Genomic DNA, 18,171 nt, shown 5'->3' on the forward strand with positions numbered 1-18,171 from the left:
AACTATTTTACAATGGTTATTGATCCCCTTTTTATTATACCATCAGACGTTTCAATAACGTAATAATAAATAGGGTTAACGTTTGAAAATTCAATTTGTGACTGCGGCCAGTCATTAAGATAGTTTGTGGTTTTTAAAACAATTTCGCCCTTAGGACTTAATATGGTTACCGATGTATTTGTACCCTCTACATAGGCTTGTGGTATTATCCAGGTATCGTTTATACCATCGGCATTAGGGCTAATGAGATTAGGAATATTAGCTACATCGGGAAACGGTGTTCTTACATTAAAAACTAAATCACTAGAAGCTATACAGCCCATAGTTTGACTTACTTTTACTTTATAACTTCCTGGTTCAGAAACGGTATAAGCACTTGTTGTTGCGCCTGAAATAACGGTATTATTTAAATACCATTCAAATGTTGGATTGGTTGCAGAAGTGGTTACTATAACCGATATAGTTTCGCCTTCATGAATAATATTATCTTCCGAAACATTTAGACTACTTGAAAACCCTGTATTATCTAAATCTATAGAGGCACTTGTGCTGCAATTTCCTAAATCAATGCTTACAGAAAATACGCCAGACTCATTTGTTTCATACGTTTGATTGGTAGCGCCATCTATACGCTCACCATCCTTAAACCATTGATATCCTTCTCCATTGATTGTACTTAAAGTAGTGCCACCTTCTGAAATACAATAGGGATTTCCTTTACTAGAATTTATACTACTAGAAACACCCGAAGACGCTTCTGTAATCGTGACTCTATTTGAATAGGAATTGGATGTACAACTACCATAATTCGTTTCTACAAAATAGGTACCCGATTCTGTAACATTTAAACTTTCTCCTGATGCTACAAACTCTTTTAGAGTTGAGCTAGTTTCTTTATACCAGTTGTAGGTTAAAGAAGGATATTGTAAAGGAGAATCATTGTCTGGACCTCCTGGATTATCAATAGTTAAAATATAACTTCCTCCAGCACAAAAGCTTCCTGTTTCAATAAGATTATTTATAGAAAACGGACTGTCTTGATTTTTATAATAAGCTGCAAAATCTACTGACCCTGTGCTTGTAGCAGCTGGAGACGTACTCTTTATTCTAACTTTATATGATTCGCCTGAAACCGTAACGGGCATAGAAAAAGGGATACTCACAGGATTAGTGGTGAACTCTGCTACACCAGTAGTGTGAATGACTTCTGCATTTGCAAAACTACCATCACTATCTGATAACTCAATAATAAATTGATTTGAAGCCTCCAGCCCATCTTCAGGAGAAAACGAAAAATTAACATAATAGGTATTAAATGAAGGGCTTGCACAAGCCTGAGTAAACCCTAAATTAGGCTTGCTTATTACTAATTGCCCTTGAGAAGTACTTGTAAAAAACAAGGTTATGATGCAAATAATATGATAGAACTTAAAACTTCTCATGTCCATAATTTTGGTCAATTAGCCTTCACTTGAGATACAAGCCTATTTATAAAGTGTAAATATCACTTTATAAATAGTCCTGTTTTAATATTTAGTTTGAATAGATTGACGTGATTGAGATAGGTAGGTAATCCGTAACTAGCAAAACTTTTTTAATTATCTCTCAAATCTGAATCCACTTCATTTGAAGCTATAATTTTATTAATTCGCAACCGGTAATCAGGTCTTTTTGAGCTAGCAACATCAATAAATGTTTCTGCATCAGGCCCTTTTGAATAGACATTAAAGAAGGCATGATTACCATACCAGTTTTCAAGGTCTTCATTGTTTGAATTATTTTCAACAAATATATTTCCATTACAGTTGTTAAAATACATATCTGTAAACTTAATGCGCTCTAAGTTATGTTGATTTATAACAATCTTACTGTCAAAAATAACAGCAGGATTAAAACCAGAGATGACACTTTTATTCATGTCTAGTGATGCACTTTCTCCAACAAAAACAGCTTCGTTTACTAAGCCCATTTTTATATCTTCTTTTAAGCTTTCACTAGAATTAAGCAAGGTTAAATTTTTTGCCGAAACTGCAGTTAATTTTTTTGTAAAATCTATCTCCTCTTTTTTATTATAAGAAGATACCATTAAACATTTTGGGCCAGCACTACTTGATATGTATGGAGACCGGATAGCTAATGAATTAGCAAGTTCACATTGCGCTCCATAATTAATTTTAAAATCGTTATTATTGGATTTATAAGACACTACTTGATTTAAGCGTAAGTTACCACCCCATATTTCAAAAGAGTTTCCAGCAGAATAACTTACCATAATATGTTCTAAAACCGTTTCTTTTCCTACACCTGCTAGCAATAAACCATTAAAATATTCAGAGTTTTTTATTCTATTTCCGGCATACTCAATTCTTACATATTGTAATAAGCCCGAATTACTATTCACATCTTCACCGCCATAATTAGTATAAATATAATCGGCAGGATTTAATTGCGAATAAAAGGATGCCACTGAACCATTACCAAATTTATTTGTGGCGGCGTCTCCAAGAATAATGATGCCTCCCCAGTCACCTGCTCTTTTTACAGTTTTATTTGATGTAAAGACTATAGGGTCTGTTTCTGTTCCTGCGGCAATAATGCCAGATCCTTTGGTAATAGTTAGCGAAGCTTTTGATTTATAATCAGCAAGAATAACAGTACCTGGCTCTATAGTAAGCACAGCATTATTGGTAACAAATACATCGCCCACCAATAAATATACGTGTCGTTTTATAAGTTTTTTATCCAGGGCTATTTTTCCTGTAAGAATTTGAGTAGGCTCACCATAATCTTGTGTGTTAGGTTTAAACTCAGTCCAATTATTGAGCCAGTTATTAACTCCTATAATTCCTTTTTCTTGTTGAGCAAAAGTGTTTGAAAAAGCAAAAAGAAATATGAAAACGATTTGGGCAAAATTTTTCATAATCAACAATTTGTAGTTATTTACTAATATGGTTTAAATTAATTAATCATTCAAATGTAGATAAAAATCCATGAAATACCAATTATTTCGATAAAATACTTAATTTTTAACAATTTGTCGAAAATTTCTATCGATGAAATACATGTATTCAGAAAAAAATTATCTACAAGCTTAGAGGTATTTACAAACAAAAAGAGCATCAAATTGAAAACATTTTCAACTTAATACTCTCAATAAATAAATTATATAAATTGGCGACCTTACTTCCTACTCTATCTAAATTCATTATATTGATGCAACGATTTCATGATTTCTTCATAAAACAATATGGCTGCTATCAAATTTCTGGTATCTGAATAAGGTAAATACTGTTGGTGAAATTCTAATGTGTTTTCTAAATAACCTTCAGTATTATCAAACTGATCATCAAGCGCTTTTCTATTGTCATTTGTTTCAGGAATACCTAAGGTTGTCATAGTAATTCCAGGCTTGGTAGCAAAAGCAATGTACGGCAAAGTACTGGTAAGGACCTCGTTTCTTTCTGTATAAAGCGATACCAATTCACCTTTAGACATGCGCTCTAACTCTTCTTTATTATGATACTTTTTTATCGTTACTTTTTCGCTAATTATGCTTTTAGGTCCTTTGTCTTTTTTTTGTGCAAATGCAAAGCCAGTTACCAAAAAAAGACTAAAACTTAATAAAATAATTTTCGTTTTCATAAGTATAATTTAGGGATGTACAGCAAATTTATGTAATTAAACGAAAAAAACAAGCGTTTTGTCGAATTTTTTAAAACATTTTACAAATATGTAAGCGAATACAACATATTTAAAGACAAGAGTGCTCTTATCATTTTTAAATACCCTTCCTAAAAGCATATTAGCTCATAACTTTAAGTTGTTAAATATCAATAGTTTACACGAAAATATCGTTTTTTTAAATAGGCTAAAATAGCTACTAGACATACAATTGCGATAATTACATATATAAACTTAGGAATAGGTAAAGGATCACCAGCCGCATAGCTATGTAGACCAGATAAGTAATAATTTACACCAAAAGAGGTCATTATTATTGAACTAAAAGCAAAAACACTTGCTACATTTAAAACATATTTACTTTTTAAACTAGGTATTAGCCTTAAATGTAAAACCACGGCATATACAATAATACTTATAAGTGCCCAGGTTTCTTTAGGATCCCAAGCCCAATAACGCCCCCAAGATTCATTAGCCCAAATACCTCCTAAAAATGTTCCTACAGAAAGAACAAACAGCCCAATAGTCATGGAAATTTCATTTATATAGGTAAGCTCTTTAATACGAATATCAATTTCTTTCTTTGTTTTCTTTGTTTTAAAAATCATTAATAACAAAGCCATAAATCCTAATACAGCCGAAAGTGCTAATGGCGCATAACTGCTAACAATAGTTGCTACATGAATTTTTAACCAATACGATTTTAAAACAGGCATAAGGTTTGTGATTTCCGGGCTCAACCAATCAAGGTAACTTACAAAAAGTAAGGCACCTGAAAATAAAGTGGCTAATGGTAACGAAAAATCAGACTTCCTAAAGGTTAATAAGCCGCATAGCAAAAGTACCCAGGCCACAAAAACTAACATTTCATAACCATTACTCCAAGGCGCATGCTGTGCCACATACCATCTCAATATGATGTTGCCAGTAAAAAGCAAGAAAGTAATGAGACTAAGCAAAACCAATATTTCCCAAAAAATATTAATCCATTTCTGTTTTGAAAATATTTTTAGAATAGCTAATACTAACAATAAACCTCCTAAAGAGAAACATATTTGAAACAACCAAAAGTTCAAATTGAGTTGGTTATACCAAAGTTCAGCTTCAACACGCTTTTTGCTAGGAATAATATCTTCACCTATAACATCTTGAAATGTTTTGATGTATTCTAATTTTTCACTGGCCTCAATCCATCGTTTAGCATTGACGTCTTTAAAATATGCTGGTATTATTTGCTGAGCAAACTTTGCATCTTCTTCAGGGAAATCTTGAAAATGATGTGTTTGGCTGTGCCATTTATTATTAGCATCATTACTATTGGGAAAGACTTTAAAATAATTACCAGAAAATACATTATACAGAATGTTGAATCGTTCATCAACTTTAATAATCTCCTTGTCAAGCTCATTTCTTTCTGCTGGTTTTTTTTTATTTGCTTTTTCTACAGCCTCCCCTAATAAATATTTTCCGTTGGCATCAAGTAGGTCTGTAAATGCCACTAAACCATCTTCACTAACCTGAAGATTTTCAAAAAGCCCGCCGCCCTTTTTAACATCTACTTTTATAATGGGAATAAACTGCCAAATATTAGTAGCTGCTTGCATACCCAAAAATGCTTGATTTGCCGAATAGGTGATGTGTTTTCCGTTGTGAGTAAATTTAAAGTAAGGCTTTCGCGAAAGCTTTCTTAAAAACTCTGATGCCAAGGTATTCATTGGTTTTATTCTACCATCTAAATCTTGTACCATCAATCGTCCAAACATGTCAGCATGTTGTTCGTCTATTTCAAGTTGCTTGAGCGTTTCAATATTTATAGTAGGTGCTTCTGATTGTCCGAACGAAACCCATGTAACACATAAAAATATGAGAACTAAAGTGACTTGTTTTTGCTTTAATGCCTTAAGTTTTGAATTTATTACATGAAACCTTGAGGACTTCCCAAAAAGCGTAAAGAACATACCAACCATCATTAAAAAATAGCCTAAATAGGTAATATTAGTACCTAGAGCGTCATAATTAACGGCCAATACAGTACCTTGTTCATCTGTGTCATAACTGGCCTGAAAAAAGCGGTATCCTTTATAATCTAAAACATTATTCATAAAGATGCGGTAAGGCATTTGTTCGTCATTATCAATCACCGTTACCTCGCTAGCATAGGCTGAAGGGCTGGTAGAGCCGGGATAACGTTCTAGCTGAAAATCGTCTAGCTGAATTGCAAAAGGTGTTTTAATAGGTTCTGCGCCATATGAAAGGATTACTTTAACGCCATTAACAATAACCTCATGGTTGGTAGGCAAAAAACCTTCCTTATAAATTAGTTGTACTTCTTTTTCTTCATCGCCAACGCTTACATTTATTAGCAAGGTGTCATCTTTCTGCTTATCATTGTCTTTAGGTTTCTCTGCTCCGCTGACAAGTACCACTTTGCCTTTTGGATGATAAGACAAGGGTACAAATGAAACATCACCATCTCTGTACAGTGTTCTAAAGTTAAGAGGATACAGGCTATCTTTTTTTATGGTGCTAGCCGCTTCAGTAGCCATTACAAACGTTGCTAAATCCCTAGGAGACTTGATTTTAAATGTGTCATTATCATTCATAACATTGATGATGCCTTGTTTTTCAACACCAAAACCAAGTTTTCTATCATGCTGTCCTAAAACTTTAATGTCACCTTGTTTTAAAAAGACTGTTTCTCTACCATGTCCAAAGGAAACCACCATTTGAATGGTAGGCACTCCGTTGTCTACATCATCTTCTATTTGAGTAACAGCATCTGCTACGAATTGCTTATAAGAAATATGAACTGGTTTATCATTAAAACTAGAAACCAATTCAAAATCATTATCACTAAGTGGCGAAAAACTTAATTTTTTTCGAATGGAACGTGATGTATTTCCTTCAGTTAAATGAGCGTGCAGATAATTATCGGTTGATATAATGGTACTAGATGTTGCACCTTCTCTAATGCGCATAACCCCACTATAAGAGGCATAACGTGTTATTCCAGCTCCTATTAATACAACAATAAAAGCAAGATGAAACATGAGTAAAGCCCACTTTTCTAATCGCCAAAGTTTGTATTTAAAAATATTCATTAAAAAGCTAAGGCCTAAACCAAGCATCACTATTTCAAACCACCAAGCATCATAAATCATTTTCCAGGCAGTGGCTGTTCCAAAATCATTTTCAATAAAGGTAGCTGTAGCCATTGCAATGGCAAAGGTTACCAGCAGTAGTACAGCCAACTTTGGTGACGCGAAAAATCGGTACACTTTATTCATACATCTTTGTATTATAAACTAAAAGATACCTTAAACAATTAAGGTATCTTTTACTCATGCTTTTTTTTATTATGTAATCAAGGCTAGTTTGCAGCTGAAACCGCATTTATAGGCATTTTATCTTCACGTTCTTTTGCTGCCTCTAACCATTTAGGTAATAAATTCTTTTTAAACTCGGCTTTCTCTGCTCTTAGTTTTTCCATATCTAAGCCAATGTATTCTTGAGCTTTCTCTTTTGAAGAGATGTCTGGCATATCCACTGGTGCATTGTGCCCTAGTTCAGCTAATAATCTGGCTAATTTTACTCGTGCTTCTTGCGCAATCACCAATCCGCTACCAATAACTCTACCTATTTCTACTGGAGAATGGAATGATGCGCCATGTGCTGCCGCAGAGTAATCCCAGCGCCATTGGCCATGGCGAATATCAGTTAGTATAGGTTTCATTTGCTCTTCTGTAGCTCCTAAATCCCAGCATTTTTTAGCTTCAATATGTGCCTTTACTAATAGGTCTTCTAATTTTAAACGATTCTCGGTAGCCTTACGCTGTCTATCATAAACATTAGCAATTAATTTATTCGATTCCTCTCTATGACAAACCTGACAAGCATTTGAGGTATTATTTAAAGGCGATTGAATATGGTGATCTGTAAACTTTTGTCCACCTTCACTCTTGTAAGGCATATGACAATCTGCACATGAAACACCTCTATCTGCATGAACACCCGTGGTAAATGTTTCGTAACCTGGATGCTGTGCTTTTAGCATAGGTGCCTTACTTAACTTGTGTGTCCAATCTTTAAACTCAATATTATCGTAGTAAGCCTCCATATCTTCAACAGTCATACCATCTTTCCAAGGGAACACCAAATAAGGGGTGCCCTCTTTTCCTGGTAAATTACTATTGAAATAATACTCAACATGACATTGCGCACACACTAAAGAACGCATTTCATTATGGGTAGCTTGATTGATATCTTTACCCATAGATTCAAAGGCTTCTACCAGTGCAGGTCTGCTAATACGTAGTTTCATTGTTTCTGGGTTATGACAATCAGCACAGCCAATAGGATTTACAATTTCCTCACCTTTATCAGCCCATTTACCACTATAAAATTCTTTTATACCAATCTCATTCATTAAACGTGGAACATCTGGACTTTTACAGGTCCAACACGTAGCTGGCATTGGTCCGTCTCCTTTTCCTTTTGGACCTCCTGTTCTTAATGTATTGTGAATATCTTCAACAGCATAAGCATGTCCTCTACCTTGATTATAATCTTTAGAGAATCCGTACCCTGCAAATAATACGACTAAATTGGGGTCTTCTTCTAAAACATCTCGCATAGCAGAACCTCCTTGCATAGAAGCAAATGTTGTGTCTAATGTTTGCAAATAGGATTGATACTCTAGAGGGAAATTTTCTCCCCAGACTTCATTTCTTGGTTCGTTCTCTGCAATATTAACTTGAGGAACATATTTGTACTTCGCTTCAGATTTTCGGTTTACAATACTGGAAGCCAATAATCCTAAAAGAAATACCACAATAACGGTTACGATAAATAATACTTTGTTTTTCATCTGCTATACTTTGTTAGTCTTTAATCTGCTCTTGCATCCATTCAGGAATTACAAGTTCATCTTCTTGGTCTGTGGGTAAGGGTGCTACGTTAAATTTAATTGTTGATAAACCATGAACTTTTCCATGCGGTACTTGCTTGTGACAACTCCAACATTGGCGTCCGGTTCTATTATCTCTATGGTCTTCTATCCAACCATCATATTTTGTTTGGGTAACCTGCTGAACATGGCAGCGAATACAATTTTGTTGCACCACTTCTTGTGAGGCCTCTTTCATTTTAATCACATCAGGTTCTGCTCTCAAAGTAAAAACAGAAGCATGATACATCCCATCTTTGGCTTTGAAATAATATTTATTAAAAACATTATCGTGGGGTACGTGACAATCATTACATTTTGCCCATTCACGATGAGAACTATGCATCCAACTGTTATAAACTGGTGTCATTACATGGCAATTTACACAAGCCTGAGGATCATCAGACATATATGATAGAATCTTAGATTCTCTCGCCATGAACAAACCTAAACCAACTATAACCGCAATGAAGAAAACCGCGGTGGTTCGCCATCTGGATGTCTTTGGTGGTAATATTTCTTTTTTACGCTTCAATATTATTCGCTATAGTTTTATAAATAACAACGCGTACCTTTATCACTTGGACTCATTACCAATGACTTAAAAAACCGAATAAAAAATAGGTGGAAATTCAAGGTTAATTAGCGTTAGTTAAAGTAAAGTTAAAATAATTTATTTATTCTCACAACACATGCAAATATATTTCTTCCCTTTTTTTTGAAACATAACATTTGTCATACTTTTCTACTTTAATTAAAAAAGTTTTTTATAATAATCATCAGCCATTCTATACGTAGTAAATTCGGGAATCACATCATTCATAGCAGTAAATACAATATCTTGCCATTTATCTGGTTGATTATAGTAGGTAGGTATGACACGGTCTTCTAAAATTTTATACAAATTTTCTGTGTCTAACTTATCTTGATCCCAAATAGGCATTTTATAATCTAAAGCGGGAAGCACAAAACAATTCTCTCCATCTTTTTCAAACTCAGGAATCCACCCATCATTAGTTGACACATTTACCGAACCATTCATAGCAGCCGTCATACCACTTGTTCCAGATGCTTCACGGGTTATTCTTGGTGTATTTAACCAGACATCGGAACCACACTTTAATTTTCTAGATAAATCTATTTCATAACCAATAAGTACGGCTAAATTTGGTTCGTATTTAGAATTATGCACTAAATGATTAAATGTGTTGATGGCATCAAAATCAAACGGATAAGGTTTGCCTGCCCAGATAATTTGAATAGGTCTATCCTGATTATGTATGAGTCTTTTAAATCTATCAAAATCATGAAGTAATAAATCGGCTCTTTTATAGGCGGCAAAGCGTCTTGCCCATACTACAGTTAATACATTTGGATTAAAATCCTTGCCTGTTTGCTTTTTTACTTCAAGGAATAATTCTTGTTTTAATTCAAGTTTTCGGGCTTTATAGCTATTAGAATCTTTATTAATCCAAGCTTCCTTTATTTTGTCATCATGCCAAAATTTTTGATTCTGTGCATTTGTAATGGGAATAATATCACAAATACCGTCATAGTCTTTCCACATATCATTGGCCACTTTGGCATGTAGTTTTGATACCCCATTCGCTTTTCTTGACATCCTGAGTGCTGAAATAGTGTAATTGATCATGCCGCCGTTTACCATTTCTCTCTGTAATTCATCATCACTTAAGGTACGCCCAAAAAAGCCACATCTGTTTAAATGCCGTGCTTCTCGTTCTTCATTACCTGCCTTTTCGGGTGTATGTGTAGTAAAAACCATTTGATCTTTAGTGATTCCTCTATCTCTTAAGTAATAAAACGCAGGTAACGCATGGCCTTCATTTAAATGATAGGTGTCTGCTCCTCCCAAAGCCTCTACAACTTTAGCACCTCCAATTCCTAAAACAATACTTTGAGACACCCGTGTTACTGGATTTCGGTCATATAAATGATTAGTTATGGTTCTTGATAAATGATCATTGCCATCAACATCGGTACTTAAAAAGTACATAGGAACCGTACCAAAAATCTCAGGTTTTAAAATATAGGCTCTAACCTTTACATACGGGTTATCATGAAGCTTTACCTCTACTTCAATTCCTGTGTCTTCTAAAAAATCAAAGTGCTTTTCATTGAATTCTGTACGCAACGTTTGATCTTCATTTCTTGCCTGATCATAGTAACCATACTTCCATAGCATACCAACACCGATCATGTTTTGTTTTAACTCATAACCTGAGCGCATATGCGATCCCGCCAGAAAACCAAGACCTCCAGAATATATGTTAAAGGACTGATGAATACCAAATTCCATACTAAAATAGGCTACTTTTTTGCTATACTCAGGGTTAGGTTCATAGGGATGATACCAGGTTGTATACTCTTTATTCATGATTCAAATGTTTTATGCAGTAAACTTAGCCAAAAGAAGTTAATTGATTATATGATAAATATCATCATAACACTATTTTAATATTAAGTTTATAAGAAAAGATTTTCTATAAGACCAATGACCTTAATCTCATTCTATGAAATCAAATAGTCTTTTTTAGAAATTAACGGATAAATTTTTAGTGGTCAATTAATTCAATAGTTCCAATTCAACTAACTCACAAGCCATATCGGTACGATGAAGCCCACTAACTTTAAACAAAGCATTAAATCCGTTTGATTTATCAGGAAGTTTATCTTGAAACTCCTTAAGCCATTGATTTTTGGTAAATAGTTCTAAGGTTGCAATAACACCAATATCATTATTAGAAACAAAATAAAATCTACATGTATTATGATTTGACCAAACACATGAAACCATGGCGTATTCTACCTTACTATTTCTCTTAAATATTGTATTATAAACCTTATTTACGCCATCAAAATCATATTTAAAACCATCCTTGTAAATTGAAAATACGTTACTTTCTTTTAGAAAAAGGGATTTAGAAACATTCATAGTTTTAAATTGACCTATAAAAATAACATGGTTGTCCTGAAAATCATCAAACTTCAAATCACTTTCTAATTGAAGGTTAAACTCACTATTGTTTTTATTGAACCAATCACTAAGTATTTTTGTGCCATAAGGTGCCATTTTACTCATCAAAGTAAAATCAGTGTTTTCAATATTTTCTTCAGGGTTCTTATTCTTATATTTCAATAAATCTTCATCACTGTTTATTTCTTTAAATAGAGTTGCTTGATCTATGCCGTTGTGATTTATTTTCATAACGACATATTGATCTGAAATGACAACCATTTTTGCTGCATCTGAATTAAATATATCACCCCAAATCTTTGAAGTAGGTTGTAGTAATACATTTAAAGCGAAACCCATCAAAACAATTAACGCTACTGAAATTATTAAAATTTTAAGATAGCTTACTGGAATATCAATTGAAGTTAATAGCTTATGTCCTTTATTATATACTTTAGGCGTTATAAAACTAAGGTTATATTGTCCTTTTTTTATCTCGAAAACTAGGTCTGGTTTAATAGTTGGATCAGCATAATAGGCGCGTAATTTTTTTCTAAGCTTAAACATATGTGAACGAACTATACCATCGTTTTTATCGTCAATGTAGTTTTTAGGAAAGAGCTCATAACCAATGGTGTATTCCTTTACATCTTCATGGTTAATGGCTTTATTTACTAAATAACTAAGGAGACTAATACTTGAAGAAGATTTTACAAAAATTGGATGCCGACAAATGTCTTTTAAACAAGTTTCAATATCCTTTTTATCCACTTCAGTATTCATAATTTAAATAGTGATATTTTTACAATCTATCTTATATAATTCATAGTACTTTATATATAAATATTCCTGCTTTTAACTATTAAAACACAGTGGAATTAACTGTTTTACAGATACATTTGCTATTTAAGTCTACACCTTTTTTTAATCTTGTAATGCTTTAGTAAGTATTTATTTTTCGGAAAAGATACTTAGAATTATAAAAAACAACCATATATATAGCAAGAATAAAATGAAGTGCATTTTAAATTATCTTATTATTCTATGTTCTTTTACAAGCAACATAACCCACGCCCAAGTTTGGAAAAATCCTAATGAAAGTATTAACAACCGTGTTAATGATTTGATTTCAAAAATGACTTTGGAAGAAAAAATTGGTTATTGTGGATCAAAAATACCTGGTATTGAGCGGTTAGGAATTCCTGATTATGAATGGTATGGTGAAGCGCTTCATGGTATTATTGCATGGAATTGTACACAGTTTCCTCAAAATATAGCTATGGGAAGTACCTGGAACCCTGACCTGATGTATGAAGTAGCCACAGCCATTTCAAATGAGGCGAGAGCATTAAAAAATATAGGAGAGAAAGAGGTTATGATGTTTTCCCCTACCGTTAACATGGCTCGTGATCCTAGGTGGGGACGAAACGAAGAGTGTTATAGTGAAGATCCATTTCTTATGTCTGAAATGGCACGGATGTATGTAAGAGGCATGCAAGGTAATGATGAACACTATTTAAAAACAGTAACTACAGTAAAACACTTTGTGGCAAATAATATAGACTATAAAAGAGAACAAATACATTCTTATATCAATAAAAAAGATTTATATGAATATTACTTTCCCGCCTATAAAACCTGTATTGTTGATGAAGAGGCCACAGGAATTATGACCGCTTTAAATGGACTTAACGGTATTCCTTGTTCTGCTCATCATTGGCTTGTTAATGGGGTTTTAAGAGAAGAATGGGGCTTTAAGGGTTATGTTATTGCCGACTGGGCAGCAGTACAAGGTATCGAAACCAACATGAACTACGCCAAATCACAGCCAGAAGCAGCTGCTATGGCTATTAAGGCTGGTGTAGACCAAGAGTGTTTCAGAAATAACAAACGTTATGCCCCTATGGTTGACGCTTTAAAACCTGCTATTGAACAGGGATTAATCACAGAAGAAGAATTAGACAATACTGTAAAGAGGCTTATAAGACTTCGTTTTAAAACAGGCGATTTTGATGATGCTAAGTTAAACCCTTATTCCAAAATACCTAAAACAGTTTTAGAATGTGATGCACATAAACAACTGGCTTTAAAAGCTGCCGAGCAATCCATAGTGCTGTTGAAGAATGATAATGTTCTTCCTTTAAAGAAAGACATCGAAAGCATCGCCGTTATCGGTCCGTTTGCAAACAAATGTTGGATGGGTATTTACTCAGGGTTTCCTAAAAATAAAATTAGTCCTTTAAGTGGCATACAAAATTATGCAGATACCAAAGTAAGTTATGCTGAAGGGTGTTATGTAAACACACATTCAGATGATGACATAAAAATAGCTGAAGCTGTTACCCTAGCTAAAAAATCAAAGCAAGTAATTCTTGTTGTTGGAAATGATGAAAGTACTTCAACAGAAAATGTTGATAGAAAATCTTTAAAACTACCAGGAAATCAACATAAACTAATTAAAGCTGTTCAAAACGTAAACCCTAATGTCATTCTTGTTTTAGTGCCTAGTGGGCCCACGGCAATTGCATGGGAACAAGATTATATTCCTGGTATTATCTGTGCTTGGCCAAATGGTCAAGAGCAAGGTACAGCTTTAGCCAATGTATTATTTGGAAATGTAAACCCTAGTGGAAAGCTAACCTCAACATGGTATAAATATGATGAAGATTTACCCGATTTTTACGACTATAATATTCAAACAGGTCGAACCTATATGTACTATAAAGGGGAAGCACTTTACCCTTTTGGATACGGATTAAATTATTCTACATTTAAAATAAACGAGATTTCTACTAGTAACTCCTATTTAAAAAGAGGTGATTCACTTATGGTTTCGGTCAGTATATCTAATATTGGAAAAATGGATGGCGAAGAAATAATACAGGTTTACATAAAGGATGTACAGTCAACACAGATAACCCCAATGAAAGCACTTAAAGGTTTTAAACGTGTGCATGTTGCCGCGGGACAAACAAAAAATGTTGAAATACCAATTCCATATGAAGCCTTTTCTCATTTTGATGTTTCAAAAAATAACTTTGTTGTTGAAGCTGGTGTATTTAAAATTATGGTAGGAAATTCAAGTGTGAATACCAGTTTTATCAAAGAGCTAAATGTTGAAGGCGGGGAAATCCCAAAAATTAAAGTTGGTCAAAAAAGTGGTTATTTTAATACTAACAACCCTAATAGACAAGGAAAATGGGACGATATTTATGAAGATAAATCCTTTTTAACAGCAAATGAAGACTTGAACCAAGATGAATCTGGAATTCTCTTTAATACAACCTTTAATGATCCTGGGTTTTATGTTAACACTTGGGATGCCGAAATTATTTATGAATTAAACAGTCCTAAATCAGAATTTACTTTGATGATGCTATCCAATGAAATTGAGACCTATAATGTAAATGAAAATAACTCCAAGTCTGGAAAGCTTTCTATAAAAATTCCAATTCCACCAGAATACGGAAAAGAGGTTACCCTAAAAGCAATTATAACACAAGGCCATTTAAGCCTCAAGTCAATTAAAATAATACCTCCTAACGATATTAAACCCTACTATATTTACCCACAGAAACAATAACTAATTATACCTATACTAAACTATGAAAATCCCAATATATGCAAGTGTAATAATATTAATGTTTCTTTTACCCAAAAGCCTAATTGCTCAAGCTTTGGGGTATAATAATAATCGAATTGCAATAAGTGCTGATGGTAATAATCAAGCAGATTTTCATCCTGAGGCTCGTTGGCCAAGAGCTGACCCTGATGATTGGGGAGGAACACCAGTGGCTTTATCTTTAATAGCCAAGTTGTCAAAACAAGACAAACTTGTTCATTTTTCTTACAATAACTTTATTGCTGCTCCAAAACACACATCTGAAACTAATTACATGGCAGATGGTGTTAACGGAGCTATTACACGCTGGAACTATGATGCTTCGCGATTTTTTGATGTACCAGAAAACCCTGAAACCGCTATTAAACATTTAGCCTCTGAAATTTCCAAATCTACTGCCCAAGATCCATTATACTTCATTCATATGGGACCCTCAGAATTTTTCTATTTAAGCATAAAGCATGTAATTGAAAATGGAAATATAGAGGCATTGAACCATGTATATGTTATTTCGCATAGCGGCTATAATGATAACCATTTAAGACGTAAATCACATCATACCATGAATCAAGCAATTATCCTTAGTGAAAATCGTATAAAGTATAAAAAAATAAAAGATCAAAACGCTTGTAACATACCAGACAAACTTTGGTGTTCAGGAACTAACTTTACTCCTTTTCATTGGATGAGAGATCATAACGATGAAGGTATTCAATGGTTGTATAGTCGATTACATTTTCATCCAGATAAAAGAGGAGCAGATGTTTCTGATGCGGGTATGGTATATTATCTTTTATTAGGTGATGAGGATGGTAATTTGACCAAGTTAAAATCCTTGTTTAATAATGGTATTCTTGAAAAAAAGAAGGTTGAAGAAAAAAATGGATTATTGGTTTTTGAAGCTGAACGATTTAATATTAAGGGTAAATGGAAATTAGGGTTCCATTCAAGTGCTTCTAGCGGCAAATTTATTTATTATGATGGGGCCAACGCCTATGAAAAACCAGATGTTAAAAATAAAATTTCATATACCTTCAAAATAAACACTCCGGGCAATTATACCGTTAAATGGGTGATGCGACAACCTAAGGATGAGCGAGGAACGGATAAGGGTAATGATGCTTATGTTTATCTATCTGATGATATAGGATTTGCTGGATCACATAACCTAACCCAGTATGAAAAATTTTATGGTAGAAGTCAAAATGACTTTGTTTTAAATGGTGTTGCTGAAGTAAAAACAGACCATAAGTGGTTAACAGCAAAATTCAAAAAGCCTGGAGAATATACCATTAATTTGATTGGTAGATCTCATGGGCTTCAAATTGATAGAATTGTAATGTTTAAGGATTTAACTTTAGAACAAGTAGAAAGTCAAATTAAAGAAATAACTGAGACATCAAAGTAGATTTGGACGAGGGTAAAATGCTATATGAACTTTTTTTAACAGGATTAACTACAGCATATTAGTTACTTTCCGATACAGAAATTAGCAAATATATTGCCTAGTAAATCATCGTTTGTAATTTCACCTGTAATTTCTCCAAAATAATATAATGCCTGACGGATATCTATGGCTAACAAATCACCTGACAATCCAGATTCTAAACCATGTTTTACTTTTTTTATCTCATCTAAAGCTTTAAGTAATGAGTCATAATGTCTTGTATTTGTAATAATTGTGTCGTTATTTCTTAAAGCGCCGGTATTTACAAAGCTTAGCAATTTTTCTTTCAAGGACTCTACACCTAATCCTGTCTTTGCAGACAGTAGTTCTACTTCTTTTATTTGAGATTTCAAATTATGGGTTTCAACTTCATTAAGTTTATCGACCTTGTTGGCAATTATTATGAGTGGTTTTTGAGGATATTTATTTTTTATTTTTTCTATTTCTACAATCAAATTTTTAAGCATTTCTTCTGAAGTACTACTTTCTAAGGCATCAAACAGATAAACGACAACTTGAGCTTGATCAATTTTTTCAAAAGTTTTTTTGATTCCAATACTTTCTACTACATCTTGTGTTTCTCTAATTCCAGCCGTATCTATAAATCTAAACCCAATACCTCCAATAGAAATCTCATCTTCAATGGTGTCTCTTGTGGTTCCAGCAATATCAGAAACAATAGCACGTTCTTCATTTAGTAATACATTTAAAAGGGTAGATTTACCCACGTTAGGTTCTCCAACTATGGCTACAGGAATCCCGTTTTTAATTACATTTCCAACAGCAAATGAATCAATTAAACGCTTTAACACAAAACTAATACGTTCTGTTAATTCTTTAAACTGTGTCCTATCCGCGAATTCTACATCTTCTTCTGCAAAATCAAGTTCCAGTTCTATTAAAGAAGCAAAATTTAAAAGTTCTTCACGCAGTTTGGCAATTTCAGATGAAAAGCCACCACGCATTTGTTGCATCGCTACTTGGTGCGATGCTTCATTATCTGAAGCAATTAAATCAGCAACAGCTTCTGCCTGGCTCAAATCTAACTTTCCATTTAAAAATGCACGTAATGTAAATTCTCCTGCAGATGCCATTCTACATCCTTTTCTTAAGAAGAGTTGAATAATTTCTTGTTGAATATAGTTTGATCCATGACAAGACACTTCAACCACATCTTCACCTGTATACGAATTAGGGTTTTTAAATACCGACACCAAAACTTCATCTATTGTTTTCAATCCATCAACAATATGACCTAAATGAATGGTATGGGTGTGTTGATTGCTAAGATGCTTATTACTTTTTACTGACTTAAAACATGTGTCAGCAATAGCGATGGCTTTCTTGCCGGACAGGCGAATTATAGCTATAGCTCCTGCACCTGCAGGTGTTGCCAATGCAACTATGGTATCTTGATTTATCATGCAACAAAAATACTAAAAATGCCTGCTGAAATTATTAATACTTGTACTGAAATCTAATGCTTATTAAGCCAAATCCAT

11 protein-coding genes are annotated in these 18,171 nt (G+C 33.6%); 2 read left to right on the plus strand and 9 right to left on the minus strand.

Annotated features, from left to right (window positions below; translation table 11 throughout):
• Window positions 1-2: 2 nt before the first annotated feature.
• The 8 genes from KFZ70_RS13280 to KFZ70_RS13315 all read right to left on the minus strand — a co-directional run bounded on the left by KFZ70_RS13280 (window position 3) and on the right by KFZ70_RS13315 (window position 12,383).
• Entirely contained in the window at window positions 3-1,442 is a 1,440-nt protein-coding gene (locus KFZ70_RS13280) for a gliding motility-associated C-terminal domain-containing protein (protein WP_233243983.1), read from the minus strand.
• A gap of 152 nt (window positions 1,443-1,594) precedes the next feature.
• A complete protein-coding gene (locus KFZ70_RS13285; protein WP_139694760.1) occupies window positions 1,595-2,920 on the minus strand; it encodes a hypothetical protein in 1,326 nt (441 codons plus the stop codon).
• Between the two features lie 272 nt (window positions 2,921-3,192).
• Window positions 3,193-3,642, minus strand: a complete 450-nt coding sequence (locus KFZ70_RS13290) for a hypothetical protein (protein ID WP_139694761.1) — start codon at window positions 3,640-3,642, stop codon at window positions 3,193-3,195.
• A gap of 188 nt (window positions 3,643-3,830) precedes the next feature.
• On the minus strand, window positions 3,831-6,968 hold the full coding sequence (gene ccsA / locus KFZ70_RS13295) for a cytochrome c biogenesis protein CcsA (protein WP_139694762.1): 3,138 nt from the start codon (window positions 6,966-6,968) through the stop codon (window positions 3,831-3,833).
• 83 nt (window positions 6,969-7,051) lie between these two features.
• Entirely contained in the window at window positions 7,052-8,548 is a 1,497-nt protein-coding gene (gene nrfA, locus KFZ70_RS13300) for an ammonia-forming cytochrome c nitrite reductase (RefSeq protein ID WP_139694763.1), read from the minus strand.
• 13 nt (window positions 8,549-8,561) lie between these two features.
• Window positions 8,562-9,161, minus strand: coding sequence for a cytochrome c nitrite reductase small subunit (gene nrfH, locus KFZ70_RS13305; RefSeq protein WP_139694764.1), 600 nt, complete (start codon window positions 9,159-9,161; stop codon window positions 8,562-8,564).
• Window positions 9,162-9,380: 219 nt separating this feature from the next.
• On the minus strand, window positions 9,381-11,021 hold the full coding sequence (glgP, locus tag KFZ70_RS13310) for an alpha-glucan family phosphorylase (RefSeq protein WP_139694765.1): 1,641 nt from the start codon (window positions 11,019-11,021) through the stop codon (window positions 9,381-9,383).
• A gap of 189 nt (window positions 11,022-11,210) precedes the next feature.
• Complete coding sequence (locus KFZ70_RS13315; RefSeq protein ID WP_139694766.1) at window positions 11,211-12,383, minus strand: hypothetical protein; 1,173 nt, start codon at window positions 12,381-12,383, stop codon at window positions 11,211-11,213.
• Window positions 12,384-12,612: 229 nt separating this feature from the next.
• On the opposite strand from KFZ70_RS13315, the gene KFZ70_RS13320 reads away from it, so the two are divergent.
• Window positions 12,613-15,183, plus strand: coding sequence for a glycoside hydrolase family 3 C-terminal domain-containing protein (locus KFZ70_RS13320; RefSeq protein WP_139694767.1), 2,571 nt, complete (start codon window positions 12,613-12,615; stop codon window positions 15,181-15,183).
• A 22-nt stretch (window positions 15,184-15,205) separates the two neighbouring features.
• Window positions 15,206-16,630 (plus strand): hypothetical protein, encoded by a 1,425-nt coding sequence (locus KFZ70_RS13325; RefSeq protein WP_139694768.1) that lies wholly within the window; start codon window positions 15,206-15,208, stop codon window positions 16,628-16,630.
• Window positions 16,631-16,692: 62 nt separating this feature from the next.
• On the opposite strand, the gene mnmE is transcribed toward KFZ70_RS13325, so the two are convergent.
• Complete coding sequence (gene mnmE, locus KFZ70_RS13330) at window positions 16,693-18,093, minus strand: tRNA uridine-5-carboxymethylaminomethyl(34) synthesis GTPase MnmE (protein WP_139694769.1); 1,401 nt, start codon at window positions 18,091-18,093, stop codon at window positions 16,693-16,695.
• Window positions 18,094-18,171: the final 78 nt, after the last annotated feature.

Source organism: Allotamlana fucoidanivorans (assembly GCF_045788535.1).
GTDB lineage: Bacteria > Bacteroidota > Bacteroidia > Flavobacteriales > Flavobacteriaceae > Allotamlana > Allotamlana fucoidanivorans.

What these genes read in the sequence shown, in the direction of transcription:
- KFZ70_RS13290 (WP_139694761.1), bottom strand. Translation starts at nt 3,642, where the DNA reads ATGAAAACGAAAATTATTTTATTAAGTTTTAGTCTTTTTTTGGTAACT.
- KFZ70_RS13315 (WP_139694766.1), bottom strand. Translation starts at nt 12,383, where the DNA reads ATGAATACTGAAGTGGATAAAAAGGATATTGAAACTTGTTTAAAAGAC.
- KFZ70_RS13280 (WP_233243983.1), bottom strand. Translation starts at nt 1,442, where the DNA reads ATGAGAAGTTTTAAGTTCTATCATATTATTTGCATCATAACCTTGTTT.
- KFZ70_RS13325 (WP_139694768.1), top strand. Translation starts at nt 15,206, where the DNA reads ATGAAAATCCCAATATATGCAAGTGTAATAATATTAATGTTTCTTTTA.
- KFZ70_RS13320 (WP_139694767.1), top strand. Translation starts at nt 12,613, where the DNA reads ATGAAGTGCATTTTAAATTATCTTATTATTCTATGTTCTTTTACAAGC.
- nrfA (WP_139694763.1), bottom strand. Translation starts at nt 8,548, where the DNA reads ATGAAAAACAAAGTATTATTTATCGTAACCGTTATTGTGGTATTTCTT.
- glgP (WP_139694765.1), bottom strand. Translation starts at nt 11,021, where the DNA reads ATGAATAAAGAGTATACAACCTGGTATCATCCCTATGAACCTAACCCT.
- KFZ70_RS13285 (WP_139694760.1), bottom strand. Translation starts at nt 2,920, where the DNA reads ATGAAAAATTTTGCCCAAATCGTTTTCATATTTCTTTTTGCTTTTTCA.
- mnmE (WP_139694769.1), bottom strand. Translation starts at nt 18,093, where the DNA reads ATGATAAATCAAGATACCATAGTTGCATTGGCAACACCTGCAGGTGCA.
- ccsA (WP_139694762.1), bottom strand. Translation starts at nt 6,968, where the DNA reads ATGAATAAAGTGTACCGATTTTTCGCGTCACCAAAGTTGGCTGTACTA.